Source organism: Paenibacillus sp. J31R122 (assembly GCF_056269185.1).
On record NZ_JBWDNM010000001.1, the window covers coordinates 741,213 to 767,217 of the forward strand.

The 26,005-nt window shown below is 42.2% G+C and carries 30 protein-coding genes; 23 read left to right on the plus strand and 7 right to left on the minus strand.

All coding sequences use genetic code 11. From position 1 onward, the window contains the following. The first annotated feature begins 171 nt into the window (after positions 1 to 171). The 3 genes from AC0YN7_RS02910 to AC0YN7_RS02920 all read left to right on the plus strand — a co-directional run bounded on the left by AC0YN7_RS02910 (position 172) and on the right by AC0YN7_RS02920 (position 3,887). Complete coding sequence (locus tag AC0YN7_RS02910) at positions 172 to 1,968, plus strand: type 2 periplasmic-binding domain-containing protein (RefSeq protein WP_475808432.1); 1,797 nt, start codon at positions 172 to 174, stop codon at positions 1,966 to 1,968. Between the two features lie 90 nt (positions 1,969 to 2,058). After that, positions 2,059 to 2,985, plus strand: coding sequence for an ABC transporter permease (locus tag AC0YN7_RS02915; RefSeq protein WP_475808433.1), 927 nt, complete (start codon positions 2,059 to 2,061; stop codon positions 2,983 to 2,985). 11 nt (positions 2,986 to 2,996) lie between these two features. Continuing rightward, the gene (locus AC0YN7_RS02920) at positions 2,997 to 3,887 is read left to right on the plus strand and encodes a carbohydrate ABC transporter permease (protein ID WP_475808434.1); all 891 of its coding nucleotides are present in this window, start codon (positions 2,997 to 2,999) and stop codon (positions 3,885 to 3,887) included. A gap of 859 nt (positions 3,888 to 4,746) precedes the next feature. Here AC0YN7_RS02920 and AC0YN7_RS02925 read toward each other — a convergent pair. Next, positions 4,747 to 5,685: an aromatic acid exporter family protein gene (locus AC0YN7_RS02925; protein WP_475808435.1), complete on the minus strand. Its 939-nt coding sequence runs from the start codon at positions 5,683 to 5,685 to the stop codon at positions 4,747 to 4,749. Positions 5,686 to 6,046: 361 nt separating this feature from the next. Between AC0YN7_RS02925 and AC0YN7_RS02930 the strand changes: the two genes are divergently transcribed. From AC0YN7_RS02930 to AC0YN7_RS02940, 3 genes are all read left to right on the plus strand, one after another. Beyond that, positions 6,047 to 6,994, plus strand: a complete 948-nt coding sequence (locus tag AC0YN7_RS02930; protein WP_475808436.1) for an ABC transporter permease — start codon at positions 6,047 to 6,049, stop codon at positions 6,992 to 6,994. A 54-nt stretch (positions 6,995 to 7,048) separates the two neighbouring features. Further along, complete coding sequence (locus tag AC0YN7_RS02935) at positions 7,049 to 7,951, plus strand: carbohydrate ABC transporter permease (protein WP_475808437.1); 903 nt, start codon at positions 7,049 to 7,051, stop codon at positions 7,949 to 7,951. 66 nt (positions 7,952 to 8,017) lie between these two features. Then, complete coding sequence (locus AC0YN7_RS02940; RefSeq protein ID WP_475808438.1) at positions 8,018 to 9,670, plus strand: extracellular solute-binding protein; 1,653 nt, start codon at positions 8,018 to 8,020, stop codon at positions 9,668 to 9,670. Positions 9,671 to 9,759: 89 nt separating this feature from the next. Here AC0YN7_RS02940 and AC0YN7_RS02945 read toward each other — a convergent pair whose 3' ends face one another. Then, positions 9,760 to 10,722, minus strand: a complete 963-nt coding sequence (locus AC0YN7_RS02945) for a DUF6786 family protein (RefSeq protein WP_475808439.1) — start codon at positions 10,720 to 10,722, stop codon at positions 9,760 to 9,762. A 109-nt stretch (positions 10,723 to 10,831) separates the two neighbouring features. Next, entirely contained in the window at positions 10,832 to 11,515 is a 684-nt protein-coding gene (locus tag AC0YN7_RS02950) for a GntR family transcriptional regulator (protein ID WP_475808440.1), read from the minus strand. Positions 11,516 to 11,670: 155 nt separating this feature from the next. Between AC0YN7_RS02950 and AC0YN7_RS02955 the strand changes: the two genes are divergently transcribed. The 8 genes from AC0YN7_RS02955 (at position 11,671) to AC0YN7_RS02990 (ending at position 19,174) form a co-directional block, all read left to right on the plus strand. Next, a complete protein-coding gene (locus AC0YN7_RS02955) occupies positions 11,671 to 12,378 on the plus strand; it encodes a PIG-L deacetylase family protein (RefSeq protein WP_475808441.1) in 708 nt (235 codons plus the stop codon). Between the two features lie 25 nt (positions 12,379 to 12,403). Further along, positions 12,404 to 13,180: an SDR family NAD(P)-dependent oxidoreductase gene (locus AC0YN7_RS02960; RefSeq protein ID WP_475808442.1), complete on the plus strand. Its 777-nt coding sequence runs from the start codon at positions 12,404 to 12,406 to the stop codon at positions 13,178 to 13,180. A gap of 15 nt (positions 13,181 to 13,195) precedes the next feature. Beyond that, complete coding sequence (locus AC0YN7_RS02965; protein ID WP_475808443.1) at positions 13,196 to 13,546, plus strand: cupin domain-containing protein; 351 nt, start codon at positions 13,196 to 13,198, stop codon at positions 13,544 to 13,546. Then, complete coding sequence (locus AC0YN7_RS02970; RefSeq protein ID WP_475808444.1) at positions 13,543 to 14,664, plus strand: mandelate racemase/muconate lactonizing enzyme family protein; 1,122 nt, start codon at positions 13,543 to 13,545, stop codon at positions 14,662 to 14,664. The genes AC0YN7_RS02965 and AC0YN7_RS02970 overlap by 4 nt, the downstream gene beginning before the upstream one ends. A gap of 33 nt (positions 14,665 to 14,697) precedes the next feature. After that, positions 14,698 to 15,711 carry a zinc-dependent alcohol dehydrogenase gene (locus AC0YN7_RS02975; protein ID WP_475808445.1) on the plus strand — a complete coding sequence of 338 codons (1,014 nt, stop codon included), beginning with the start codon at positions 14,698 to 14,700 and terminating at the stop codon, positions 15,709 to 15,711. A 5-nt stretch (positions 15,712 to 15,716) separates the two neighbouring features. Further along, positions 15,717 to 16,586 (plus strand): fumarylacetoacetate hydrolase family protein, encoded by an 870-nt coding sequence (locus tag AC0YN7_RS02980; protein ID WP_475808446.1) that lies wholly within the window; start codon positions 15,717 to 15,719, stop codon positions 16,584 to 16,586. 75 nt (positions 16,587 to 16,661) lie between these two features. Then, on the plus strand, positions 16,662 to 18,143 hold the full coding sequence (locus AC0YN7_RS02985; protein WP_475808447.1) for an SGNH/GDSL hydrolase family protein: 1,482 nt from the start codon (positions 16,662 to 16,664) through the stop codon (positions 18,141 to 18,143). Positions 18,144 to 18,523: 380 nt separating this feature from the next. Beyond that, positions 18,524 to 19,174, plus strand: coding sequence for an SGNH/GDSL hydrolase family protein (locus AC0YN7_RS02990; protein ID WP_475808448.1), 651 nt, complete (start codon positions 18,524 to 18,526; stop codon positions 19,172 to 19,174). A gap of 224 nt (positions 19,175 to 19,398) precedes the next feature. Here AC0YN7_RS02990 and AC0YN7_RS02995 read toward each other — a convergent pair whose 3' ends face one another. Further along, complete coding sequence (locus AC0YN7_RS02995) at positions 19,399 to 19,626, minus strand: hypothetical protein (RefSeq protein ID WP_475808449.1); 228 nt, start codon at positions 19,624 to 19,626, stop codon at positions 19,399 to 19,401. 348 nt (positions 19,627 to 19,974) lie between these two features. Here AC0YN7_RS02995 and AC0YN7_RS03000 point away from each other — a divergent pair, with 348 nt between their 5' ends. From AC0YN7_RS03000 to AC0YN7_RS03015, 4 genes are all read left to right on the plus strand, one after another. Then, positions 19,975 to 20,406 carry an SRPBCC family protein gene (locus AC0YN7_RS03000; RefSeq protein WP_475808450.1) on the plus strand — a complete coding sequence of 144 codons (432 nt, stop codon included), beginning with the start codon at positions 19,975 to 19,977 and terminating at the stop codon, positions 20,404 to 20,406. Beyond that, positions 20,390 to 20,782: an ArsR/SmtB family transcription factor gene (locus AC0YN7_RS03005; protein WP_475808490.1), complete on the plus strand. Its 393-nt coding sequence runs from the start codon at positions 20,390 to 20,392 to the stop codon at positions 20,780 to 20,782. Before AC0YN7_RS03000 ends, AC0YN7_RS03005 begins: the two co-directional genes overlap by 17 nt. A 141-nt stretch (positions 20,783 to 20,923) precedes the next feature. Then, positions 20,924 to 21,976, plus strand: a complete 1,053-nt coding sequence (locus AC0YN7_RS03010) for an MBL fold metallo-hydrolase (protein ID WP_475808451.1) — start codon at positions 20,924 to 20,926, stop codon at positions 21,974 to 21,976. A 15-nt stretch (positions 21,977 to 21,991) separates the two neighbouring features. Next, positions 21,992 to 22,207 carry a DUF3006 domain-containing protein gene (locus tag AC0YN7_RS03015; RefSeq protein WP_475808452.1) on the plus strand — a complete coding sequence of 72 codons (216 nt, stop codon included), beginning with the start codon at positions 21,992 to 21,994 and terminating at the stop codon, positions 22,205 to 22,207. A 40-nt stretch (positions 22,208 to 22,247) separates the two neighbouring features. Here the strand turns inward: AC0YN7_RS03015 and AC0YN7_RS03020 are convergent, their stop codons facing one another. Next, on the minus strand, positions 22,248 to 22,433 hold the full coding sequence (locus AC0YN7_RS03020) for an aspartyl-phosphate phosphatase Spo0E family protein (protein WP_475808453.1): 186 nt from the start codon (positions 22,431 to 22,433) through the stop codon (positions 22,248 to 22,250). A gap of 162 nt (positions 22,434 to 22,595) precedes the next feature. Beyond that, positions 22,596 to 22,769 carry a YjfB family protein gene (locus AC0YN7_RS03025; protein WP_475808454.1) on the minus strand — a complete coding sequence of 58 codons (174 nt, stop codon included), beginning with the start codon at positions 22,767 to 22,769 and terminating at the stop codon, positions 22,596 to 22,598. A gap of 147 nt (positions 22,770 to 22,916) precedes the next feature. On the opposite strand from AC0YN7_RS03025, the gene AC0YN7_RS03030 reads away from it, so the two are divergent. Next, positions 22,917 to 23,168, plus strand: a complete 252-nt coding sequence (locus AC0YN7_RS03030) for a DUF3892 domain-containing protein (RefSeq protein ID WP_475808455.1) — start codon at positions 22,917 to 22,919, stop codon at positions 23,166 to 23,168. Between the two features lie 85 nt (positions 23,169 to 23,253). Here the strand turns inward: AC0YN7_RS03030 and AC0YN7_RS03035 are convergent, their stop codons facing one another. Then, a complete protein-coding gene (locus tag AC0YN7_RS03035; RefSeq protein ID WP_475808456.1) occupies positions 23,254 to 23,979 on the minus strand; it encodes an MBL fold metallo-hydrolase in 726 nt (241 codons plus the stop codon). A gap of 126 nt (positions 23,980 to 24,105) precedes the next feature. On the opposite strand from AC0YN7_RS03035, the gene AC0YN7_RS03040 reads away from it, so the two are divergent. From AC0YN7_RS03040 to AC0YN7_RS03055, 4 genes are all read left to right on the plus strand, one after another. Beyond that, positions 24,106 to 24,309, plus strand: coding sequence for a hypothetical protein (locus tag AC0YN7_RS03040; protein WP_475808457.1), 204 nt, complete (start codon positions 24,106 to 24,108; stop codon positions 24,307 to 24,309). Between the two features lie 164 nt (positions 24,310 to 24,473). Further along, positions 24,474 to 25,037 carry a stalk domain-containing protein gene (locus tag AC0YN7_RS03045; protein WP_475808458.1) on the plus strand — a complete coding sequence of 188 codons (564 nt, stop codon included), beginning with the start codon at positions 24,474 to 24,476 and terminating at the stop codon, positions 25,035 to 25,037. 105 nt (positions 25,038 to 25,142) lie between these two features. After that, positions 25,143 to 25,451, plus strand: a complete 309-nt coding sequence (locus AC0YN7_RS03050; protein WP_475808459.1) for a DUF1292 domain-containing protein — start codon at positions 25,143 to 25,145, stop codon at positions 25,449 to 25,451. A gap of 158 nt (positions 25,452 to 25,609) precedes the next feature. Beyond that, positions 25,610 to 26,005 (plus strand): transposase (locus tag AC0YN7_RS03055; protein ID WP_475808460.1); only part of this gene is annotated, 396 nt, incomplete at its 3' end.

A 26,005-nucleotide genomic window follows, 5' to 3' on the forward strand; every position in this document is an offset into this window, starting at 1 on the left:
AAACCTTTGTAGTCTTCCTATTTATTTTATAAGGACGTAATCTCCTTAAAAGTGCAAATTAAGTTAAAAAAGAGCAAGAAAAGGTTAACAGAGGAAATGTTTTTGAAATCGATTACATAATAAAATGAAGTTGCGTATAAAGCGCTTTCAAATGAAGAAGGAGGCAATTCAATGAGAAAGGTTTTCAGCCTAAGTTTGGCCGTGCTGCTCTTATCGTTGTTGATCTTATCCGGCTGTACTAAATCCGATGACGGTCAAGTACCCGACAGTACAGAAATTACGCCAGAAGACAACTCAGTACAATCAGAAAACACACAGACCGGTGAAGAGAAGTGGTTCCATAAGTATAGCCCTGAAATTACATTTACAAAGAACGCAGTAACCTCGGCAGATGAAAAATTTGCAGCAGGGGACAACTCTGAGAACAACCCTTATACGCGATGGGCGAAAGATCAAGTCGGTGTTGTGTATAAGCAAAAATGGGTTGTTCCGGATGGAGGAACAGACGTACAAAAGCTGAATTTAGCGATGGCGAGCAATGAACTACCGGATATTATCAGTATTAGCTCTGGAGATATGTTCACAAAGATGGTACAGTCGGGCATGCTATTACCGCTCAATAAACTGATTGACGAATATGGTTCACCACTTACCAAGTATATGATTGAGTCATATCAGAAGGAATTAAATGGAGACTTCTTCTCTCTTTTCACAGTGGATGGTAATTATTACGCTTTCCCTCAAGCAGCCGATACATTTGCTGCCAACTGGGATAACCTCTGGCTGAGGAAGGATGTGCTTGATTCACTTGGTAAGCAGGCTCCAGAAACACTAGAGCAGTTCGAAGATATTCTCGCAGCATACAAGGCAAGTAATCCCACAGGTGTAGGTTTCGTTCTTGACACTCCCGCATCTACCCCGATTATGAACGCTTTCGGCGCATTTCCACGCAAATGGCTGAAGGATGATAACGGCAATTTAACTTACGGAAGTATTCAACCAGAAATAAAGGAAGGTCTTGCAAGACTGAACAAATGGTATGAGAATGGCTGGTTGGACAAGGAATTTTTTGTGAAGGATGATGCCAAATCTAGGGAACCATTTATAGCTGGTAATGGACTCTCCATATATGGAAAATGGTGGTATGTGTTATGGCCGTTCCCTGATCTATGGAAGATTAATCCAGGGGCCGAAATGGTACCGGTAGCGCCATTAAAAGGGCCTTCAGGAAAACAAGCAGTCATGTTTGACATGAATAACGGCTATTACAATGGCGGAAGAGCTATCAATGCCAAGACTAAGAATCCAGAAGCGCTGGTTTATTTACTTAATGAGCAATTGGATTCGCAGTATAGGAATGACTTGGAACTAAGGGACAAGATGAAGCAGGAGTACAACTATGAGTTCAAGTATCCTGTTGAAAAGGTAAGAGAGCCCATCAATCCAGAGGCTAAGCCAGAAGAACAGATATGGGATTATCAAATGGAAGGTCCGAGTATATTCTTCAATGTCTACCAGGGCAATTACGTACACCATTTCTTTAGTTTTCAATTTAATCAGGCTCCGCTTGAACTGTATAACACCTATATGAATATGAGAGAGGCAATTAACAACAACACTATCGATAAGCTGAAAGTAGATGATATGGTAGCTTACCAGAACTATATAGGTTTCGACACAAACAAGCAGGGGTTAGCCCCCCTTCTAGGGAGTCTTGACTTGTATAACAAGGCCAAGCAGCAGGATGGATTGATCGTATTTAACGAGTTCACATCTGCAATAACAAAAACAATGATCGACAAGGGTGCGTATTTGGAAAAGCTAGAATCTGAAATCTTTATCAAAATAATCATTGGAGAAAAGAAAATCGATGAATTCGACAAGTTTGTTGCCGATTGGAAGAAGGCCGGCGGAGATGAGATTACAAAGGAAGTTAATGAATGGTATCAAACTAAGACTAAAAAATAGTTAATTGAGAAACACATAGGAAAGATGGAGCTCGTTACAAGAAACGGGGAGAATAACTTCTCCCCGTTCTGAACATAGGAGGTTGGGTATGTGGTAAAGAATAACTCCTTTTATTCTACTAGAATCAAATGGAATTTGAAGAGAAACTGGTATCTCTATGCCATGCTTGTCCCTGCATTTGTTGTGCTTGCCATTTATTCGTATTACCCGATGTATGGCATAATTATTGCATTTCAGGACTACCAGCCCATACATGGGTTTACCGGTTCCCCTTTTGTCGGACTAAAATGGTTTAAGTATCTGTTGGATATGCCGGATTTCGGAAAAATTATTTATAATACTGTTTTTATCGCGGTTATGAAAATAATAGCAGGCTTAGTGTCTTCTATTCTATTTGCATTGCTATTAAATGAGGTTCGCCATACTTTATACAAAAGGGTTACACAAACATTGGTTTATTTGCCGAATTTCCTGTCATGGGTTATTGTCGGAGGAATATTTATTGATTTGTTGTCAGGTGACGGGATTGTTAACCAGCTGCTTGGTATTTTCGGAATGGACAGCATCTCCTTCTTGGGAAGCAATCAGTGGTTCAGATCTACAATGATCCTAACTGATACCTGGAAAGGATTTGGTCATGGAGCTATTCTTTATCTTGCTGCATTGGCAGGGATTAACCCGGACCTGTATGAATCCTCTGAAATTGACGGTGCTAATCGCTTTCAGCGGGTGTTGTATATAACGCTTCCGGGGATATTGCCGACAGCCATACTGCTTACTACTTTGAGTCTCGGAAATGTGCTAAATGCGGGTTTTGAGCAAATATTGATCATGTATAATCCAGTGGTGTATGAGACTGGAGATATAATTGATACATTTGTATATAGGACAGGTTTATTAAATGCACAATTTAGTCTAGCAACCGCTGTTGGTCTTTCTAAATCAGTAGTGAGCTTTGGTTTGATTGTTATATCCTATAAATTAGCCTACAAGTTCGCTAATTATAGAATATTCTAGGAGGCACTTTCATGAATATTAAATATACTTCGTTATCGTCTAGGATATTCGACATCTTCAATTATATATTTCTGGGATTGATAGTACTTAGCTGTGTTTTACCCCTTTGGAATATACTTGCCGTGTCGTTTAGTGACAAAGCTTCATCTAGTGCCAATTTGGTCAAATTGTGGCCTATCGGCTTTCACACTATGGCTTATCAGAAAGTTTTGCAAAATGCAGGTTTTTTACAATCATTTCTTGTTTCCATTGAAAGAGTAATTATAGGGACAGCAGTCAATATTTTGTTAATCTGTATTACGGCGTACCCAATGTCGAGAGAACCTGAGGAACTGAAGGGACGAAATACGTTGATGTGGCTACTTGTTGTTCCTATGTTGTTGGGCGGTGGATTAATTCCTACTTATTTGGTAGTTCGGGATACAGGTCTACTCAATTCTTTCTGGTCACTTATCATCCCTGGTGCTGTTCCTGTCTTCAGTGTGATCTTGATGATGAACTTTTTTAGAGCCCTACCCAAAAGTCTTTATGAAGCTGCAATGATTGATGGAGCAGGCCACCTTACAATACTTGTGAAAATATTCATTCCTATCTCCATGGCTTCTATTGCCACACTGTCTCTCTTCTCCATGGTCGGACACTGGAACGACTGGTTTACTGGGATTATTTATTTAAATGATGTTGAAAAATGGCCTTTGCAATCATTCCTAAGGCAAATACTGCTGCCCTCCTTTACTGCAGAGAAGTTGAATTTCTCTGATATAGAATCTTTGAAGTCATTGTCAGATCGGAACTTTAGGGCGGCACAGCTATTTATATCCGTCGTTCCGATTATGTGTGTATACCCGTTTCTACAGAAATATTTTGTTACGGGCATTGTCATGGGTTCGGTTAAAGAATAATGAGGAGACTTCTCCGATAATTCCATATGAAGGTTAATACTGGCATACCTACTGTTTTTTGAAATAAGCGATTTAAATATTCAGGTCAAATGAAGGATTTTTTTTCCAATAACGCTACAGTCAGATCTTCTGCATAGTGCAGTCGGTTAAGATTCATGGCTGCGGTTACATTAGGATGTCGTTGAGAAGAGGAAAATTGCATACTAGATTCTATCATGAATAATTCAAATGCTGACAGACTAAGCCTACAGAGCAATGAATAGTCGGAGGGAAGATCCTTCTGTTGGAGATTTAATAACAGATTCATAAGTTGATTCATTTCATCGGATATTGGTAGCAGTAGCTAAATCAAACCATTTCGTTGCAATCGATGGTATCATACCAGCATAAGCTTAACCTTGTTAAAATAATCTACTCCTTAATCATGAGTAGATTATTTTTTTGGTGCCGAATCTGGTGCCGAAAGCTAATTACAGGTACCAAAATTGACAAACAGCTAACCCATGCAGGGAAGTGAAAAAGCTAATTAAATCAAGGTTTTAACAACACTAACTACATGCAACAAAAACCATTGGAACTCTTGACAGGGTGGAGGTCACAGGTTCGAACCCTGATCAGATCACCATAACTTATAACTCGTAAAGCCTTGATATTCAAGGCTTTTTTTTGTTGTGAACAACCTTAGCTAGGTCAACATATTTCCTCATCAAGTTCTAGTGGTAGCAGCGTGGTATTAAACTAAATAAATCCGATTAGAAAAGCATATTGCCAAGCTCAGGAACAATATGAGTTTTCATATATGTATCCTGAACTCATCAATTCTACTAGATCTTGATAGCTTAAACTATACGTGCAGCTATTACATAGTATTGACAAACCGCTCCAGATTATTGCCGACTACAAACAAATGTGCTCGGTTTTCGAATTCGCTACGGTCAAGCGGCAACGGCAACTGTTTGTGATATTCACGAATGCGTAGTAATTCCTCATAAAGCTGTTTACCCTGTTGTGAATCACAGAATTCGTTGCTTAATTTAAGAAGGAACTCCCCTAACCTTACTCCTTGCCCTGTCTGGGAAGTGATTTGCGAAATAGATTCCAGCATACGTTCCAATAGATCCAATTGCTTCTGTTTATTCTCAAAAAAGATCATGTAATTGTTTTTTGTTTGCTTTTTATTGTTTTCCGAATCGAGCTGCGCCATCCCTATTGATTTACGAAGCAAATCAGAGAGCGTCAGCAATTCCTTGCCATCCCACAAAGTAAAGTCATCTAGTAGATAGTTTGCGTATTCGTTAAGAATTTTTGCAATCAATTGGCTGCTTTGTTGTTTTAAGGCATCGAGCTGCTTATCGATACTCGGCATATACCAGTTGACAAGTAGCGCAGTGCCTAGCCCAATAATTACAACCAGAAATTCATTAAGATAGAATGCTGCTTCCATCTGCCCGTGCATATATACATGCATCATAATAACAGAGCTGCTGGAAATGCCCACCTGAATGTGCAGCGCGACGCATAACGGGATAAGCAACAGCAGTAGCACAAGCAAGCTGTAGGGCATATAGCCCAGCAACTCGAACAGTACGCTGGAAAAAAAGAGGCCGAGCATACAAGCGTAAAATCTACTTAATGCTGAGTTTATGGACTGTCTTCGCGATTTCTGAATGCATAGAAGTGTCAGGATGCCGGCAGCTGAATAATATTCGAGCCCAAGTGAGTGGGCGATAAGAACCGAAATACTGACTCCGATTGCAGTTTTGATGGTACGGTATCCCCAAATTTTAAATATTCCCACTAATTTCCTCACCTGATTTCCTTGATGATAGTGAAATTATACTAAAGTATGAGTTCAAATGTAAGCTAAACTCATGACAAAATTCGTCCAAATCCGTCTTTGCCCTCTGTAAAAATCAAGTAATGGTATGACGCTTTGCATATTAGGAACGAGAAGTGAGCATAGATCGAATATAAAGAAGAAAAGTATTATCTGAGGGCAGCTAATGCCGAAATCCCCTTCATTTTATAAAGACAATTGTACATTTCATCGAGATTTATCATACAAATCGAAAAATCCTAGTTTGCATGCTGACCATCCCATGGCTTAAATCCAATCAATTAATTTAATCAAAAAGTTTTATTGAGGGAAGGTGTAATTTATGTCCATTAAAACCAATATACGCAGAAAGCCGCGCTCGACAAGAAACAAGTTCCTTACTGCACTCATTCGCGATAAGTACTTACATCTTCTGGTTCTTCCTACGATCATTTTTTTCATTATTTTTAGCTATGTTCCCATGTACGGTTTAACGATCGCCTTTAAAGATTATTCCTTCATGAAGGGGATTCTGGAAAGTCCGTGGGTAGGACTCAAGCATTTTGAAGCTTTTTTTGAATCTATTTTCTTTTGGCGGCTAATTAAAAACACTGTCCTTCTTAGTTTGCTGGCCTTAATCTTTGCATTTCCTGTTCCGATTATTTTCGCATTGCTCCTTAATGAAGTTAGGGTTAAGTGGTTTCGCAATACCATTCAAACCATAAGCTATTTCCCTCATTTTGTTTCTGTCGTCATTGTAGTCGGGATGCTGCATATCCTTCTGTCACCTGAAAACGGAATTTTCAATGTCCTGTTAGGTCAATTAGGCATGGGGCCGATTGCTTTTATGCAAACTAGCGAGTGGTTCCGCCCTTTATATATCATCTCCGATATTTGGCAAGGGTTTGGGTGGGCCTCTATCATCTACCTAGCGGCTCTTACAGGAGTGTCTCCGGAATTATATGAAGCTGCTCAAATTGACGGGGCAAGCCGTTTTAAACAAGTGTGGCATGTATCCCTCCCGGCCATTGCGCCAACGATCGTCATTTTGTTCATCTTGAATGTAGGCGGCATTATGAATGTGGGCTATGAAAAAATATTATTGATGTACAATCCAGGCATTTACGAAGTATCCGATGTGATTTCTACTTATGTTTATCGGAAGTCGATACTGGGAGGGGAATTCAGTTTTGGCACGGCAATCGGTTTTTTTAACAATGTCATCAATTTCGCCTTAATAGTTGCAGTCAACTATATTAGCAAGAAAGTGTCTAGTGTGTCACTTTGGTGAAAATATGCGATTGATGTACCCAGTCATACCATTCATAAAGAAGGGAGTATGCATATGCACATACGTAAAAGTGTAGGCGAAAAAATTTTCGATTACAGCAATATCGTTTTTTTAGCGATTCTTGCATTCGTTACCGCTTATCCTATGTTATTCATATTGGCCAGTTCTTTCAGTGATTATCAAGCGATTTTGCGCAAAGAGATATTTCTTCTTCCAATAGGTTTTACTTTAGAAGGTTACAAAGATATTTTTTCCGATGGACAGATCTTCAAAGCTTATTACAATACACTCTGGTATACCTTTGTCGGTACCTTCATTAATCTGCTGCTAACGCTATCTGCCGCATATGCCTTGTCGCGAAAATATTATTCTCTTCGCTCTCCAGTCATGTTTATTATTGCGGTCACGATGTTTTTTGGAGGAGGGATGATCCCCAGCTTCCTGCTCATTAATTGGCTGGGATTGTATGATACCCGCTGGGCAATGGTGCTGCCTGGTGCGGTTGCTGTTTTTAATCTGATTATGGCAAGAGAATTTCTATCAGCTAATATCCCGGATGAGCTATCTGAAGCAGCCAAAATTGACGGGGCTAATGATATTTACATTTTTACCAAAATAGCATTTCCGCTATCTAAGCCAATCATTGCCGTTATGGCTTTGTATTACGGAGTAAGCCATTGGAATTCATTCTTTAACGCTCTCATTTATTTGAAAAACGCAGATTATCTTCCCTTATCGCTCTACCTTCGCCGATTGCTCATTATAGGGATGACTAATTTCTCCAGCGACTCTCTTAATGATCCTGCCATCGTCCAGGATGGCGCGGCCGTTCTCGGCATCACACAGCGGTTAAAATATGGCTCGATCGTCGTTACGATGGTGCCAATCTTATTCGCATATCCTTTCTTCCAAAAGTATTTTGCCAAAGGCGTCATGATCGGCGCAATTAAATCATGATAATAGATTTGCTATTGCGGAGTTGCATTCAACCGTAAAGTTAAGTTATTTTGAGGGGGATAAAATATGGTCAGAAAGAGTGTTTATGTTGCTGGCTTGATTGCATTGCTGATGATTGTTGCGCTTGCTTGCAGCAAGGATTCAAAGCCTGAAGCAACTACCAATCCTATAGTCTCGACGAGTACGCCGGTCGTGGACAGCAAATATGAAGAAGGCGAATACACGCTGCCTATTGTAAAAGAACCTCTTGAGTTGGTCTGGATGGGACGGGATACCGAGGATGCGGGGAAGAGCTTCCTTACTAACAAATCGATTATTTGGGAACGTTTCGAAGAAGAGACTGGAATTCATATTAAATGGGATGTCGCTCCGTTCATGGAATACACAGAAGTTATGCAGTTACGTTTGGCCAGTCAAACCGATCTTCCGGATATCATTGCGATTGAGGGCAGTGCGGATGGTTCCCATTTGGTCAAATATTACGAGGATGGCATTTTAATGCCAATGAACGATCTGATCGACAAGTATGCACCGAACCTAAAGAGAATGCTAGAAGAAAATCCCGAGTATAAACAAGCTCTAACACTGCCCGATGGCAGTATCGTCGCACTTGGCCACCTCACTGATTCTGATTTAAGAACAAAAGCAGTTATGATTCGCAAGGATTGGCTGGATAAGCTCGGTCTCCCAGAGGTGAAGACACCGGATGATTTGTTGAAAGCAGCCAAAGTTTTTGTCAACGATGATCCAAATGGCAACAATAAAAAGGACGAATTTGGCATTATGACGCATAGCCTTGGTAATTACAGACAGATTGGCATGATGTTTGGATTATCTCTTGTTTCAGGTTCAGGGTGGTCCGTACGTGATGGCAAAGTCACCTATGAATTCACCTTACCGGCTTATAAGGCATACTTGGAATGGATGAATACAGCATACAAGGAGGGACTGATTCCGAAGGATTTCCAAACTGCTGATAATTCCATCGTGTTGGAGAGGATGTACTCGGATCGGTTAGGCATACGCGCTCGCGATGATTTAACAGCATTCATTGGCCATAACGACCCTGAGCAAACGACGCAGGAAAACATACCTGGCTCCGTCTGGATGCCGATCAACTTTGAAGACTCGGGCTATGGCGTCACCTATCCATCGGAACCTAAGGCTGTAGTATGGCGTTCCTATGGAATTACGACAAAAACGAAAGACCCGATTGCCGCCATCCGGTTACTTGACTATATTATGGCTGGAGAAGGAGCAACAACTGGCATTTATGGCATAGAAGGTATCACTTATAATATGGTTAACGGAAAACCTGCTCGTGTTCCAGATGTATTGGAAGCCATCGATCCAAATAAATTTTTCGGGAGTGATTATGCTCCAAGAATCGATAAGCGAGAGCAGCATGAAGCGTTATTCGAAGCCAAGTATTTGAATGAAAATGTTGAACGGAAAAACTGGAGTCTCAAGGTTGCGAATGACATCGCGGCAAAAACTTATTCTCCCTTCCAACCTCCAATCCCGAATGCTGTGGATGCGTTAAGAATCAATAATATATTCGGAGATTTGAACACTTATCGAGACGAAATGTTTGTTAAATTTGTAACGGGAGAAGCCAATCTAGATCAATTCGATGATTATGTCAAAAAAATAAATACACTTGGGGCTGAAGAAATCGCCGCTATTTATCAAGCTGGATACGATAACTTGAAAAAGTAATGACTAACTTGCATGACAAAGGGATTGTCTATCGTCGATTTGTATCGACTACAGGCAGTCCTTTTGTCATTACGGCGGAACTTACATGATCATTTTAACGAATTTTCCTCAGGCTGAACGCCAAGCATAACTCCAGCTATAGCATTAATGGTTGCTGTACACCCTACAAAATAAAATACCTGTGAAGTGTCAACTGTCCGGCCAGGGGTATCTATACTTAATGCGGGTGAGTGATACTCTAGCTCTGCAAAATGTCCCAACTGTCCCCCGTCGAAATAGAACTGCATGCAGGAACCTAGATAATCCCGTTGGTTAGGGGGATAGTCCGGATAAATTCCGGAAGGAAATACACTGAATTGCCGAACGATAAGACTGCTTTTCTTTTCGTTTATATGGCGTAAATATCCGAATCTACCGGTTGAAGATAGAGCATCGATGGAAAGCTTAAAGCTTTTTTGTCCTTCGCATGGTAACTGTAGCCCATTGGGGAGTAACTTCATTTCGACATGCTCCGCCTGCGAGAACATCGTCAAAGGACGTACAGAACCATATGTTGGAGCTAGAATACTACCTCCGGGCGGTACCTGCATGATACTCCATAGATTGCAAAAGCCATCAGATATAGGGCTTCCGTCCACAAGTGTCGAATTGAGATTAACTGGAGTCAGATTCATATCGGTAAGGACTTCATATCCAATATATGAAATGTTCGAGCTGTCTGGAAATAAAGAAGACATATTCATAGGCAACGGATTCGGCAAAAGTGTAAAGCGCTTTTCGAGTTGTATGTTTATCACCTTGGACGAGGTAGAGTGTTGCAGATCACAAGTCATGCTGGCAGTTGCTTGAGACGAAGATGTCTTTGTTAGCTTCCAGTTTCCTGGATCCAACTGAGCTGGAACATGGTAGCTACCGGATCCATTGATGAAAAATTCTAACTCTGGGCTAACCCAAGTGCGGTCACCGCCCAAATTCCAGCTGTCTTCGGTACAAAGGGAGCTTGGATCTCGCCAAAACGCAGAATCATTCTCTACTGCGGTTATCAGCTCCAAAGCCCGTGCTCCCTTTTCTATAATAACTAGCTGTCCTCCATTTTCACTGGTAAGGGTAGCATAGCAATGGCCGAGTCGCTGAAGTTGCGAGGTAAGTGTGTTTGACATCTTATTCACTGGTTTGATCAGCTTCGTCATTAAAACAAAGGAGGCAATCCTCATCCTGGATATGCCCGGTCCAAAGCGCTTCGATTGTATTAGTTGAGCCATTCTGAAGCGCATTCAGCAAGGCAACGTGATCTTCGACAACCTTCTGTAAATCTGTGAACTTGCTGGTGTTCTTGATAAAGTGCATACGAAGTCTATTCACTATGCCGGACCATATTTGCATGGTGTATGAAGAATTGTCCAGAGAGAGTATATGCTCATGGAATCGAATGTCTTCCTCAACTAATGTGAATATGTCACCGTTATCTGCTGATTTCTTCATGTTCTCCACAATGCCTTGAAGGTGATCAAAGAAAGGTTTGTCTCGCTTTGTTGAATTATGCTTTAAAGAGAACAATTCCAGCTGAAGTCGAACAGGAATCAATAAATCTACGACTTCTTCCTTCCTAACATCTGCTACCGTAGTTTCCCGATAAGGAGAGCTAACGACGAGACCCAATGCCTCCAAATCCCGTAATGCCTCCCGAATAGGTCCTCTGCTAATGGACATTTGCTGGGAAATATCCAGTTCCTTGAGCTTATCGCCGGGCTTGAGATGTCCTTTAATAATTGCATTTCGTATATCATTCATTACACGCTGGCGTAGAGATAGATTTTCTTGGCTTTTGAAATGAAAGGTTTCCATATTTATCCTCCTTACTTGACTAGGTTATTAAACCCATAAGTTCATTATAGAACAAAATAAATCTGTACACAAATGATTGTTATCGATTGATTGTTGACAATTTAAAAAGGGAAAAGTATGATAGCCATAAACCGTTAAATAGGAGGAATATTCCAATGAATGTACTAGCTATATGCGCGCACCCTGATGATGCTGAAATCTGGTGTGGGGGTACGCTTGCAAAATACGCTATGCGTGGCGACAAAGTGACGATTGCCGTTGTCACGAACGGAGAGGTAGGCTCGCCTACACTTCCCAAAGAAGAGATTGCAGAGATTCGCCGAATGGAAGCGATTGCAGCTGCTGAAGTCATTGGGGCGGAATTGATTTGGATAGGCTACCGTGATGAGTTTTTATTTGATACAGAGGAGACAAGGATGTCTTTCATTGAGGCGATGCGTATCAGTAAGGCAGAGGTCGTACTCACACATTGGCCGGATGATTTGTATAATCCTGACCATACGATAACCGGTCAAGTTTCCAATGATGTTGCCATAATGACAACCGTTCCTAATATCGTGACGGCTAGCCCTCCACTTGGTAAAATCCCAATCGTTTATTTTATTGAAAGCGTAGCAGGACTTGGTTTTCAACCCGAAGAATACGTGGATATTACAGAAACTTTCGAAATGAAGCAAAAGATGCTTGCTAAGCATGAGAGTCAGGTTGGCGATTGGCTGAAGGATCAATATGGTTCAAATGCAATGGAAATGATTGAGATCATTGCCCGTTTTCGAGGAATTCAGAGTGGTGTACGCTACGCGGAAGGTTTTATTAGAGCTAAAGCTTATCCACGCAATATTACGGGATCGTTATTGCCCTAAAGCATTCAAATAAGGGGGACTTTTCATGAATCGTTTCACAGACCGAACGGTTATCGTGACAGGTGGAGCAACGGGAATTGGATTTGCAACTGCCAAGCTTTTCGCGACTGAAGGTGCAAATGTTGTTATTGCAAGCCGTGATGAGGAAAATGGAGCGCGTGCATTAATCGAGCTGAAAGAAATAGGGGGCAAGCCGCTATTCGTTCGAACCGATATCAGTGACGAAAAAGCCGTCAGAAACTTAATTGATCGTACTATTGAGCATACCGGTCGTGTTGATGTGATGATTAATAATGCAGCGATGTTTTATGAAAGTGATTTTTTAAGTGAAACGACTGAGAGATGGCGTGCAGTATTCGATACGATAGTGAATGGAGCCTATTGGTGCTCGAAATATGCGGCAGAAGCGATGATTAAGCGAGAAATAAGCGGTTCAATCGTTAATGTTTCCTCGATTAATGGCTATCGTGCGCTTAATCAGTCCAGCCATTACAATGCTGCAAAGGGCGCACTCGATCAATTGACACGTTGTACAGCATTAGAGCTTTCTCCTCATGGCATTCGGGTCAATGGTGTGGCTCCAGGCTTTATTGATACATTACTATCTGTCGTAGGTGGGGAAAATGAGCTGGAGACAGAATGGTTTAAGCAATTTTACGTAGAGCATAGAAAAATTCCGCAAGCGAGGCCCGGTACCGTTAATGAGGTAGCTGAAGTAATTGCTTTTTTGGCATCCGACGCCTCGTCATATATTCAAGGAGCAATTATTCCGGTTGATGGTGGTTTGTCTATTACATTTTAAGGAGTGCTGGATCAAATGTTGCAAGGGGAATGGCAGCAGATATCATTGCAAATTCGTCGTAAAATATTTCCGCCTGGGACCCAGCTTATGAGCATGCTGGTTGAGTTTAAACAAGGCGGTTTTGGACCAGAGCACGCTCATCCGCATGAGCAGCTCGGATATGTCGTTAAAGGCAAAATAAAAATGGTGCTGGATAACAAAGTGGAAATTGTGGCAGTCGCAGGAGAACAGGTTTTAGTTCCAAGCAATGTCCCACATTCCATACTGGCCCTAGAGGATTCACTAGTGCTTGAAACCTTTACACCTTTGCGTGAGGATTTGTTAGCTACGTTGAACATAAATAAGGAATCGGAGATGAGAACATGAAGATTACAGAAGTTGAAGCCATTTATTTAAAAATACCGAACCTAGATGCCGCACAATGTGATGGAACGCAGGATACACTTGTTATTCGCATCCATACAGATGAAGGAATCGTTGGAGTAGGAGAGGTTGACTCATCGCCATTAGTAGCTAAAGCTGTCGTTGATGCTCCGGCTTCCCACTCGATTGCCGTTGGTCTTCGTCAATTGTTGATCGGTGAAAATCCAATTGAAATCGAACGGTTGTGGGACAAAATGTATCGGGGGACGATTTATTTTGGCCGCTCCGGTCCTGCGCTGCATGCGATTAGTGGTGTTGATATCGCATTGTGGGACATTCTTGGGAAAGCCATGAACCGTCCCGTTTGCGAGATGATGGGCGGTGTATTTAATCGAAAGCTTAAGGCATACGCCAGCGCGCTGATGCCGGATACGATTGTAGAAGCAGCCCGTATGGCGGAGCAGTATGCGAAGCTTGGATATAAAGCGATGAAGTTTGGCTGGGGCCCGATTGGACAGGATCCGAAGTTTGACGAGGCGCAGGTTAAAGCCATACGTGAAACGGTGGGTGATGACATTGATATTATGATTGATGCGGGGCTGGCTTGGGATTTGAAGGGCGCGCTGCGAATGGCCGATATTTATGAGAAATATGGTGTGTACTGGTTGGAAGAGCCTGTTCATTCAAATGATATTGCTGGCTATCGCGAGTTGGCCGATCGGACGAAAATTTCCATTGCTGGAGGGGAGCAAGAAAGTGGAAGGCTTGCATTCCAGCGGTTGCTCGATGAAGGACATTTAGATATTATCCAGCCTGATCTGGCGAGAGTCGGAGGATTGACCGAAGGGAAAAGAATTGCCTATTTGGCCTATGATCGTCATAAGAAAGTTGTGCCGCATGCTTTCAAGACTGGCATTTTGGTTGCTGCTAGTACACATTTTGCCGCAGCGATCCCTAATGGCTTCATGATCGAGCATACGGTTTCGGAATCGCCATTAGCTCGTGATCTAGTCAGCAGGGAAGTGGAATTCAAAGATGGATACGTTACTGTACCTCTTGACCGTCCGGGTCTTGGCATTGACATCGATGAAGCAGTGCTTAACCGATACCGGGTAAATTGAAATGACTCAATTGTGTGAAGGAGGAGTTATCCGATGAAAGCATTAGTTTATGAAGGTCCACGCATCATGAACATGAGAGAAGTTCCCGCTCCAGATCTGCAGCCGGATGAGGTGCTTATACGAGTGGAGCGGGCTGGGATTTGCGGATCGGAGCTTGGCGGTTACCTTGGCCATAACTCCCTTCGCAAGCCGCCGCTTATTATGGGACATGAATTCGCTGGAGTGATCGAACAACTTGGGAATCAGGTACTTACTTTTAAACAGGGGGACCGAGTTACCGCTAATCCACTCGTAACCTGCGGCTCATGCAGATACTGCCGAAATGGACAATCGCAGCTATGCGGTACGAGGTCATTACTTGGAGCGCATCGACCGGGAGCGTTTGCCGAATACGTTGCTGTCCCTGCTAGAAATGTGTATCAGCTGCCCGAACATGTAACGATGGATGAGGGAGCCTTTGCAGAGCCATTTGCATGCGCTGTTCATATCTGTCGTCTGTTAGAGCTGAAACCAACTGATCGACTACTTGTGTACGGGGCGGGACCAATTGGGTTGTTTGCTTTGCAGGCGGCTCAGGTATATGGTGTTCGAGACATTGTCATTATCGATTTGAATGAATCGCGACTTGAGATCGCCAGAGAGCTGGGAGGTATTCCAGTTACTGGCCTGGATCAACTGGAAGCTGGTGTTGAAGGTAGTTTTGATACTGTGATCGATGCCGTAGGAGCAGAGATCACTAGAAGTTTGAGTATCAAGGCTGCTCGGCCAGGTGGAAGAGTTATATTCACAGGCTTGCACGAAGCAGAAAGCAAGCTGCCAGTTAACGATATGATTCGTAGTGAAACCTGGGTGAAGGGCGCTTTTGCTTATTCACAAGAAGACTTTGAAACCGCTATGAAATGGATTGGGCAAGGACGGGTCAATCTGCTGCAATGGACCGAAACAGCATCCTTGAGTGAAGGTGGGTCCAGCTTCGAGAAGCTGATTGCAGGACCAGGAAAGGTTGCGAAAATATTATTGCGTGTAAATGATCAGCAGGAGGGATAGCGATTATGAAATTATTGCAATTTTACCTTAAAAAAGATGTGAATTGTAAACCGCATGTCGGTATATTAAAAGGAGACAGTGATGTACAGGTATTGAATGTATCTGGCAGTACGCGTGACGTGATTCGTCATTTGGCTGGGTCCGAACGGAAGTCTGAGGAGCTGGCAGCTCTGTTGGAGAATGGAGCTGTACACCCTTTGGGTGACGTTCAGCTGTTATCGCCTTTGACGGATCCAGAGAAAATCATCTGTATCGGACTTAATTATCACGACCATGTCATCGAGTCGAATATGCAGGTCCCCAAAGTTCCCGTATTGTTTCCTAAATACAACAACTGTCTAGTCGGTCACGAGGCTGAAGTCGTAATTCCACACGAAGTGTCTCAGTGTGATTACGAGGTTGAGCTTGCAGTCGTCATTGGCAAAACGGCGAAAAGGGTATCCAGGGATTCAGCGATGGACTATGTATTTGGCTATACCGTGTTAAATGATGTGAGTGCGCGAGATATTCAGCTGAATGAGCCTCAGTGGACACGAGGCAAGGCCATAGATGGCTTTGCGCCAGTCGGGCCTTGGATCGTAACCGCAGATGAAATCGACAACCCGGGCGAACTAAGTATTTCACTTACACTGAACGGGCAAATGATGCAGAACTCGAATACGAACGAGCTAATCTTCGATATTCCGCATCTCGTTTCATTCCTCTCGAATACCATTACTCTTCAACCCGGCGATATCATTAGTACCGGCACTCCGCCAGGTGTTGGGATGGGCAGGAAGCCACAAGTTTGGCTTAAGCCAAATGACGTTGTGGAAGCGACGATCGAAGGAATCGGTACGCTTAGAAATACTTTTGTAGCTGATTCAGCACGCTAAAAACGTACCGAATCCTATGACTTTTCATAAATTCCTTGGGTGCGTAAAAAATACTAACAATTGCGGGGGATACAAATGAGGGCAGACTTATTGAAGTTTCTCGCGAATTATGCGATAAATCTTAAGGCTGATAATTATCCGATATTAACAGCTAGACGCAGAGGGCATGTCACTTCAGATTTAGAAGTATTAATGCTCGGGGACAGCCATGGATGGGGGCAAGGATCGACAGGGTATGACGTTATTTTCCCTGTGTATTCATCGCATATGGCCGTTCCCTATAGTAAGGGATTTTACGCTGGATTAAGGGAGCATATCATTCGAAAGTACGATTTTTATCCGAAAGCAATTTTGCCTGGAAGAGGAAATCAAGCAGCTCTACTTAATCCGGTGAGCGGTATATATAAAGAAATAGAAGTTGAAGTGACTGCTTCTGTAGCTGCGGCAGGCTATTATGCGCCCCGTCATGACGATCGACAGACTTCGGCTAATCTGGGCTATCTTGCGTTTAATAACAAGTTTAGTGAAAAGCTGCTGATCTTAGCTCCGGATAATAGTGGGAGTGCTTTGTGTCAGGTGGAGATGCTCGCTCATGCTAGTAAAGTGTATATTGGCGTATTGACTGGTAGATGCGGAGCGATGCTAGAGGTTTATTTTCAGGAGAAGGGTATCGATGGTGGGTTTGTCTATGATCATGGAACCATGAAGAAAGGAAATACGGCAGGCGTCTTGTATCCTCAAGCTGCCGGCTATCCGAAGATTACAAAAATAGAAAATGGGGAACACCGGGCAACTATTCGAAATGAAATCATGGTTTTGGAATCAAGTGTCGTTATCGATACGTTTAACCCGGATGGCAATGAGGAAGTCGTGTACTGTATCGATTATGGACAGAAGCAGCTCGGCAATCTTTGTTTCGAGTATGCGGGAGTGAACCAAGATGCTGTTGCATTTGAACATCCTGAGTTTTGTTGCGGTGTACCTGTCATTGGATTTAGAGGAATTATCTTCGACGGAAACGATGTTCGTAATTTTTCCATGGGCGGACACACGGTAGGGCAGTGGCTAGGAGACGGAACACCGAGCTACAATGATCCTGCTTATGCTCACATAGACGAGCTGCTGCGTTATGTCCCGTTCACGCCAGCGCTGACGATCATTCAAGCTCCAATCGTGAATGAATATTTAAGGCAGACTCCGATTGATACGTTTACTGCAAATTTAGCTAACTTGCTGGACAAATTGAACCATCACCACAATCGCGAAGGGATAAGGAAGATGGATGTACTCTTGTTCACGACCCCAGGGGATAAGGTCATAACCTTTGAAGGTGGGGCATCTTCTACGATTGGTTATGACGAATATTTTGGAGCGGTTAAGGCGTTTGCAGCGAGGTATGGTTGTGGGTTTGTCGATTTTGAACAATATTTCCGAGATTGTGTAGTAACGGGATTGTTGGATTATGAATTTCTATTTGATGACCCCATTCATCCCGGACCTTTTGTAAATGAGTTTATTCGAGAAAAGCTTTGTGAAATCATCGACTTAATCATGTGAATCTTTCTTGGAGGTGCTGAAGCCATTACCTACAAGATGGAAAATGGGAACATCATGAAAGCCTTGTCTAGCAAGGCTTTTTTTAAAATATAGGAAAGTAGAACGTCCTTAGACAAGGACGACGAAGTCGTTTCTTCTTATTGCTTGCGAATCACTAGTCCGTAGTGGTTCATAAGATCATTTTGATAGATGGGATCGTACTCCTTTACAGTTGGTAAAGGTTTGAAATATTAGTTGTTTATGTCCACACAACCTGAACATGATTGCAATATTATAGCTTTAGGATGAACTTGAGAATATATAAAATAGATGGTTAACTTCTAGTTTTAGCTTGTTTTTTTGCGTTGTACGAATGATTAAGAGTAGGGTGGTGATATTTTTTGATCTATTCAGCTCTTGGAGATTCCATTACATTCGGAGAAAATGCTTCCTCTTACGCCAAGGCGTATCCCCAATTAGCCGTTTCTACTATAAATTCACACTCCCGTACCCGAAGGGTTACTGGATACGTATTGGCCCGTCCTGGTTGGAGCAGTTATGAGCTATTAGAGGCAACGGTATGGCATGGGTCCTCGTTGATTAGTCATTCTGATGTTGTTTCTGTTTGGATCGGAGGAGTAGATTTATTGAATGCGGCTCAGAAATCGCTTAAAAATCAGCAACCATTAACTGCAACACAAAGTGTTAACAACTACAGTAGAAATTTACATGCAATTCTCACTCACATAAAAAGAGTAAGCCTTGCACGGATCATTTGCTGTACACAGTATAACCCATTTCCTAACAGCCCTCTTGCGGTAGAATCAATAGAATTATTAAACAATACGACGAAAGAGGTCGCCAAAAGCTACGATGTCACTATCGCACCCGTTTATACTTGGTTTAGAGGAAAACAAGAAGATCTTATTTATGGATATCGAAGAGGTAAAGTTGAAGATGCGCTGAGCGGATCACTGCCAATCCACCCCAATGATCGGGGGCATCGCGTTATTGCCATGGGATTGGTTCCTTATCTGTTCCCTCGCAAGTAAATCAATAGGTCTAGGTGGGGTGGCGGAAGAGAGTAGGGAGGTAAAAAGTACCTCCTTATTTGCATGCCAATATTTACCGATGTTCTACGAGGTCTATCCTTTTGGTTTTGTTTGGCAATACATCTTATTGTGTTTCAAGATTAGCTTTCGTATACGTTGTTTGTAGTGAAGGCTGTCGAATAAGTATCGACAACCTGCTGATCATTTCTTTAGTATTGCTTTATTTAGCAAAGGGTACCCCACCAACCACCATTACGGTTACCTTGTGAGCCCCCGCTGCGGTTGCCCGGCGAGCCCCCGCTGCGGTTGCCCGGCGAGCCCCCGCTGCGGTTGCCCGGCGAGCCACCACTGCGATTACCTTGCGACCCTCCACTGCGGTTACCCCGCGAGCCCTCACTGCGATTACCTCGTGACCCTCCGCTCCGATTACCTTTTGATCCTGGTCCTGGCATATGAACAACTCCTTCTCTATTAGAATCTTTATATGATATGTAATAGATCAATCAGTTGTTATAGATACACGCTCATTTAATAGAAAGAGAGGAAGATTTGAGCATTTGCCGCTGCTGCATAGAGAAGCTTATATTTGTGCGATATTATAATAATCTTGAAGTCCTATTCTAGGAGAACAGTAGATATTCAAAACTGGTTACCTAATGATCAATTATTGCAATTGACATGAAACCATTAGGTTTCCTATAATAGAATTATTCGAAACCAAAAGGTTTCTATTCAGGATACACATCACTTTCGACAAAATGATGAGGTCAAATCGAAAAATGATTAACGGAGGGATATAATTGGAGAACAATTACACAAAGAATACGCTGCCGGACATCCGCCAAACGCTGGAGTTGAATGCGCCAATTAAGAAAGTATGGAATGCGGTAGCTACATCGGAGGGTATTGCTGCTTGGTTTATGCCGAATGATTTTCAGCCAGAGCTTGGCTACGAGTTTCACTTAGAGGCTGGACCGTTCGGCCAGACCCCATGCAAAGTAACAGAGCTTGATCCGCCAAACCGACTGACTTTTGAATGGGGCAAGGACTGGACGCTGACCTTCGAATTGAAGGAGCTGGACGGAAAGACGGAGTTCACTCTAATTCATGGAGGCTGGGATGCTGATAAAGTTACAGAGTTTGGACAAGCACACGCTCTTGTTCGTGACAGAATGTCCGAAGGCTGGATAAATATTCGGAAGACTTTAGGTGCTTATGTCGAAGGCAAATAAAGCCGAGGCAGAGCCGAAGCATGACGTGTTTCAAGCAATTGCCGATCCTACCCGCAGGAGCTTGTTAAAATTATTGATTGATCAGGAGATGCCCGTAAACGTGATTAGCGGACATTTTCCGATGAGTCGGACTGCGGTTTCTAAACATTTGCGCGTGCTAGCGGAAGCAGGACTAGTTCAGGAGCGAAAGGTTGGACGAGAGACGCGGTATCGGCTTGATCCGGAGCCGCTTCTTCAACTAAAGCAATGGCTTTCCTATTACGAACGTTATTGGGAAAATAAGCTTGGTGCGCTCAAACGTCTCATTGAGTCAGATGGAACGATAGGGAGCGAGTTTGATGCTTCTCTAAAAATCGTCACGGACAGTGAAACATGATTGGCTAGTTTCAAGCTGTAAGCGTTATTCTCTCGCTTATAGCTTGTTAGCCGTTAGAAGACTTACAATCCCTTGTCAGAATAATAATCGCTCCATATGTTTTTTACAGCTTAGAATATAAGGCAAAGTGAGGCAGCTTGAATGAAACGTCCGTTATCAATTTTCGCATTAATTATAGTGATTGCAGCAATACTTTTCTATTTGGCTACGCAAGACAACACAATTACGGAAACTTCTACAACTAAGGAAACCGATATGGTTAAAGTTCATTTTATCGACGTTGGTCAGGGCGCTTCACAGCTTATCATTGGACCATCAGGCAAAACGATTCTCATTGACGCTGGAAACAACAGTGAGGAAGAACGTATTGTCTCGTACATTAAGCAGCAAAATATAAACAAAATCGATATACTGGTTGGCACACATCCCGATGCAGACCACATTGGTGGTCTTGATGCTGTTATAAATAGCTTTGATATCGGCAAAATATATATGCCTAAAGTGGCTTCTAACACGAAGACCTACGAGGATGTTTTGACGGCAATTAAATTGAAAAGCTTGAAGGTAAATACGGCTAAGGCTGGATTAACGCTTGATTGGGAAGAAAATACCACTGTTCAAATGATTGCGCCAGCATCGACTTACGACGATACCAATGATATGAGTGCTGTTATTAAGCTTACATACGGAAATACCTCATTCCTTCTTATGGGGGATGCGGAGGCTGCGAGTGAAGCTGATATTATGAAAACCGGTGTGAACATAAATGCTGATGTATTGCTTGTTGGTCATCATGGGTCTAATTCTTCAACATCAACTAAATTTCTGAATGCTGTAAATCCTAAATATGCGGTTATCCAAGTGGGACATAATAATTACGGTCATCCTACGAGTGATATTTTAAAACGACTATCGGATAAAAAAATTGAGATTTATCGGAATGATACCCAGGGAAATATCATTTTTACATCTGATGGGGAAAAGCTGAACGTAACACAAAATAAGTCGGTTATAGCAGCAGATAAACTATCAGATGAACCAGCACATTCATCTGATAAGCCAATTGAGAACTCTGCTTTATTTGCAAGCTGCACCGCTGTAAAAGAAGCAGGAAAAGCTCCAATACACAAAGGTGATCCGGGTTATAGTTCGAAGCTTGATCGTGACGGCGACGGGGTTGCTTGCGAAAAATAGGAGGGAGACGTTGGAATGAAAGGTATCGTTGATCGATTTGAGGCGCAGTATGTTGTGATCGAAATAAATGGCGAAGCAAAGGATTTCAGTAGAGATGAAGTAGACGAACACGTAAAGGTCGGAGATTGTGTCCATTTCATTCATTCAGTATGGGTAACGGATACAGAACAGACCAAAGCTCGGGAGAAAACGATGAAGGACTTGATGGATGAAGTATGGGAAGATGATTAAGAGATTATCTATCGCAGCATTATTGATAAAGCTTTGATTGCTAGAGTCGGTCCTCATGAGAATGGCGATTATTTAATTTACAATAAGCATACTCTGTGAGCAATAAATCCAATTCTTGACTAATTTTTATAATAGCATTATCGGAAAAATTATTGCATGTCTCAAAAATACGAACCATTTCTGCTCTCATTTCTTCGATTTGTTGTGTACAAGAACAGTTGTACATGACTATACCTCCATTTAACAATTGTTAATAAAAGGATATAGCATTGTTGTTAGAAAATAACCAAATAGTTATTAGTTTTTTGTTAGTTTTTTTGAATATTGTATTTAATTGCATAAAAGTGATGAGCGCCCCCCATAGCACGAGCTGTGAGGGGCGCTCGTTTTACACGCTAATATCGATGCTTTGACCTAAATGAGGCTGAGCTCCACTTAACATTTTCGCAAGATCGAGTCCTTGTTGTTTGGCTTGATCTTGGGCCATATCAAGAACTTTAATGCTTACCGCCTGTGCTAAGCTTGCCTGACTCTTTACGATTGATAATGCTGCTATATCCATGAGACACCTCCTGTTACTTTTATCGGCTCAGATCAAGAAGTACTTCACTGTTTTTTTTGTGAATGATTTAGGAATAATATCGTATGCGATAGGGGCATCATATAAATTGGTCAAAAATTCGCAGTAATCGAAAGGAGTAAGCTGTAAATGAGTGACTTATCAGGAGGACAGGATTCTAGAGAGCAGATTGTTGCGGTTCAGAAAAATGGAGATGGCGACTTGACAGCCTTCAAAACATCAAGTGGACGCGTGTTGGACTATGAAACAGCGCTACAAGAGGTTGAGGCGGGTCATATTGCCGGAGTGAACGCATTTAAAGGCAGAGATGGAGAGACCTACATCCGCGGTGATGCAGACGGCGACCCAACGAATAATTTAGACCAGCTTCCAATATTCTAGGAGAAATACGAATTTAATTAGTCAGATTAATAAAATAGCAAAAAGCGCCTCATTATAAAATGCTGGCGCTTTTTGTTTGCATTCCTTACACCTCGTAACGCTTATGCTGCTCGACAATTCGCATTTTGCCCGTTTTTCCATTGTATTGCTCTATAGCATCTCCGTAATGCATTAACCAAACTTTTCGTTGAATGGATTCCGGCAGCGTAAGCAGCTCCTCTAAGCTGGCATGCACGACGCCAGGCGACTCAATCTGGCAATCATGATAGATCGTTTCAATCCCTTTTTCAATAAGTCTCGAGAGCAGCTTGCTGTCAAAACACATATCCGCGGAGTAGAAAAAACGTCGGTTAAACAGAAACGAAAAACTCGGTTTGTTAGGAATATGTATGGTGGGCAGCAATTCTACAGTTAATCCAGGGAATAGTTCAATCTCTTTATTCACCTCAAGCGGACGAACGTCAAAAAAATCGTCCAGCTTATTGAGCGGACCTTGTGTTAATCCTCCGCGCAGCGTATTCTCCCAAAGCGGCTGAATAAGTTGCTCCGCGATATATAAAACAGGCTTACGATTGTATTTGAACATCATTTGAAAAGCATACTCTTCCAACCCTCCAACATGATCGCCGTGTATATGACTAATAAGTACCGCATCGAGATCCGGAAACGAGAGCCCCATTTGATGCAGTGCTTTTGGCAATGTTATTCCGCAATCTACTAGCAGCTTGATACCGTTAGTTTCAATTAGTGCATTATTGTTATCATATTTTTTGGCAAAGGCGCTGCCGGTACCGATCATTCGAATATCCATAATAGGCCTCCTTATTATTCACATAGTTAATGTACCAAATATTAAGTAGGATTGACAATTGCAGATACACATTTGCCCTCCCTTACATACAATGCAATAGCGGTACGTACGATGGAGGGATAAAGGATGAGCAAAGGAAAAGGTAAAGTAATAAAGAAAAAAAGACTGCCAAGTGACAGGAAGCAATATCATTATAAGCTTGTACTATCTGATACATGCGCGGTATGCAAGACCCCTTGTGCTAGAGGTATGAATTATTTAGCTCGTATGAGGCGGCCTGGCTCGGTAGGGAAAGGTGTTCCTTGTGTGCTGACAAGAACTTTGGGGTAATTATTTATTTCCCAGGCAAGCGCATGATTCAACATCATTTGACACATAAAGACTTATGAAATGATCCGTCAGAATTGTAAAAAAAATGATAGCAGTGCGCAACTTTACAGCATCAATGGAGTATAACCTAACATCCAGATAAGCGGATGGAGGGTTATCGTGTAATGAAACTAAAAAAAGTGATTATTCTATCTCTACTGCTGTCGCTATGGGGCGGCACGTTGCTGTTCGCGGATTCTGCATCTCAGAAGGTGCGAGTTATAATTAATGGCATAGACCAGGACGATGGCGGATTAGTCGTCGATGGTAAAACCTATTTGCCGCTACGACAATTAGCCACATCGCTGCAAGCTATAGTGGAATGGGATAATCAGAGCAAACGAGCAACATTATATAAGCCGAATGTTCATATGTTTCTATTCCGGAATAACGCTGTGTTCGGAAATGTAAATAAGGGCTTCCAAGGCAGCTTCAAGGTGTTTGCCCAAATTGATAATTTAAAGACGGATATTGTAGCAGTAAAGGTATCGATCTTCGATCCGAGCGGCAAAGAGAAAGTAATTCAAACAGGCAACGTCAATCCAACAAGTGATAACTTTTGGTACGCGACGGAGGATGTCGAATACAAATTCGAATCTACCGGCAAATATCCGATTCGTTTTTTTATAAAAACGAAAGCGACGGATGACTGGATTGTTGTATCAGAGAAACTTATTTCCTCCTTGTAGCAAGATAAACGCCTCTCGATTTAGAGAGGCGTTTTGTTTGACCTTATATAGACTGTCGTGTTAGGATATGATGGTCTGGATACTTTATTGAAATGAGGTAATATCATGAGCGAGCATCAACATAACGAAGATTGCGGATGTGGAGAAGACCACGAGCATGAAGAGCATGTTTTTATCGTAACTGACGACGAGGGCCAGGATCGCGAAATGGTCATGGTGTATACGTTTGAATCCGAAGAAAAAGTGTACGCAGTACTGCTTGATCGTAACGATCCAGAGGCTGACGGCGTTATTTTCCGTATGGATGAAGAGAACGAGGAAACCTTCCTGGTTGGCATCGAAGATGATGCGGAGTGGGATCGAGTAACAGCTATTTACGAGGAAATTGCTCGTACGGAGAACGAAGAAAACTAATTGTTATTGAGCTATTATTAAAAAAAAGATCTTCGATTAATACGAGGCCACTGAAAAAGTCTATATCTTATAAACAGGATACCCTTCCTCGATTTTTACGAGGAAGGGTATCCTGTTTTCCTATATAATTAAATTATTAATTTCAGGTGGTGTCTCGGATGATTTCAAACCAACAATCTCTTAACCTTAGTCCATTTATGGCCATATACGATATCGTCGTGCCTAAGGATAATATGCTTCGTCAAATAAATGATCTCGTAGATTTTTCATTTGTTCATGAAGAATTACAGCATAAATATTGCCTCCAAAACGGTCGCAATGCAGTGCCACCTATTCGAATGTTCAAATATTTATTACTGAAATCCATCTTCGATGTATCCGATGTGGATGTTGTGGAACGTTCTAAATATGACATGTCCTTTAAGTACTTTTTAGATATGGCGCCTGAGGACGAAGTCATTAATCCTAGTTCACTAACGAAGTTTCGCAAGCTTCGCTTGAAAGATGTGAACCTGCTCGACATGCTTATTCAAAAGACCGTGGAGATCGCGTTG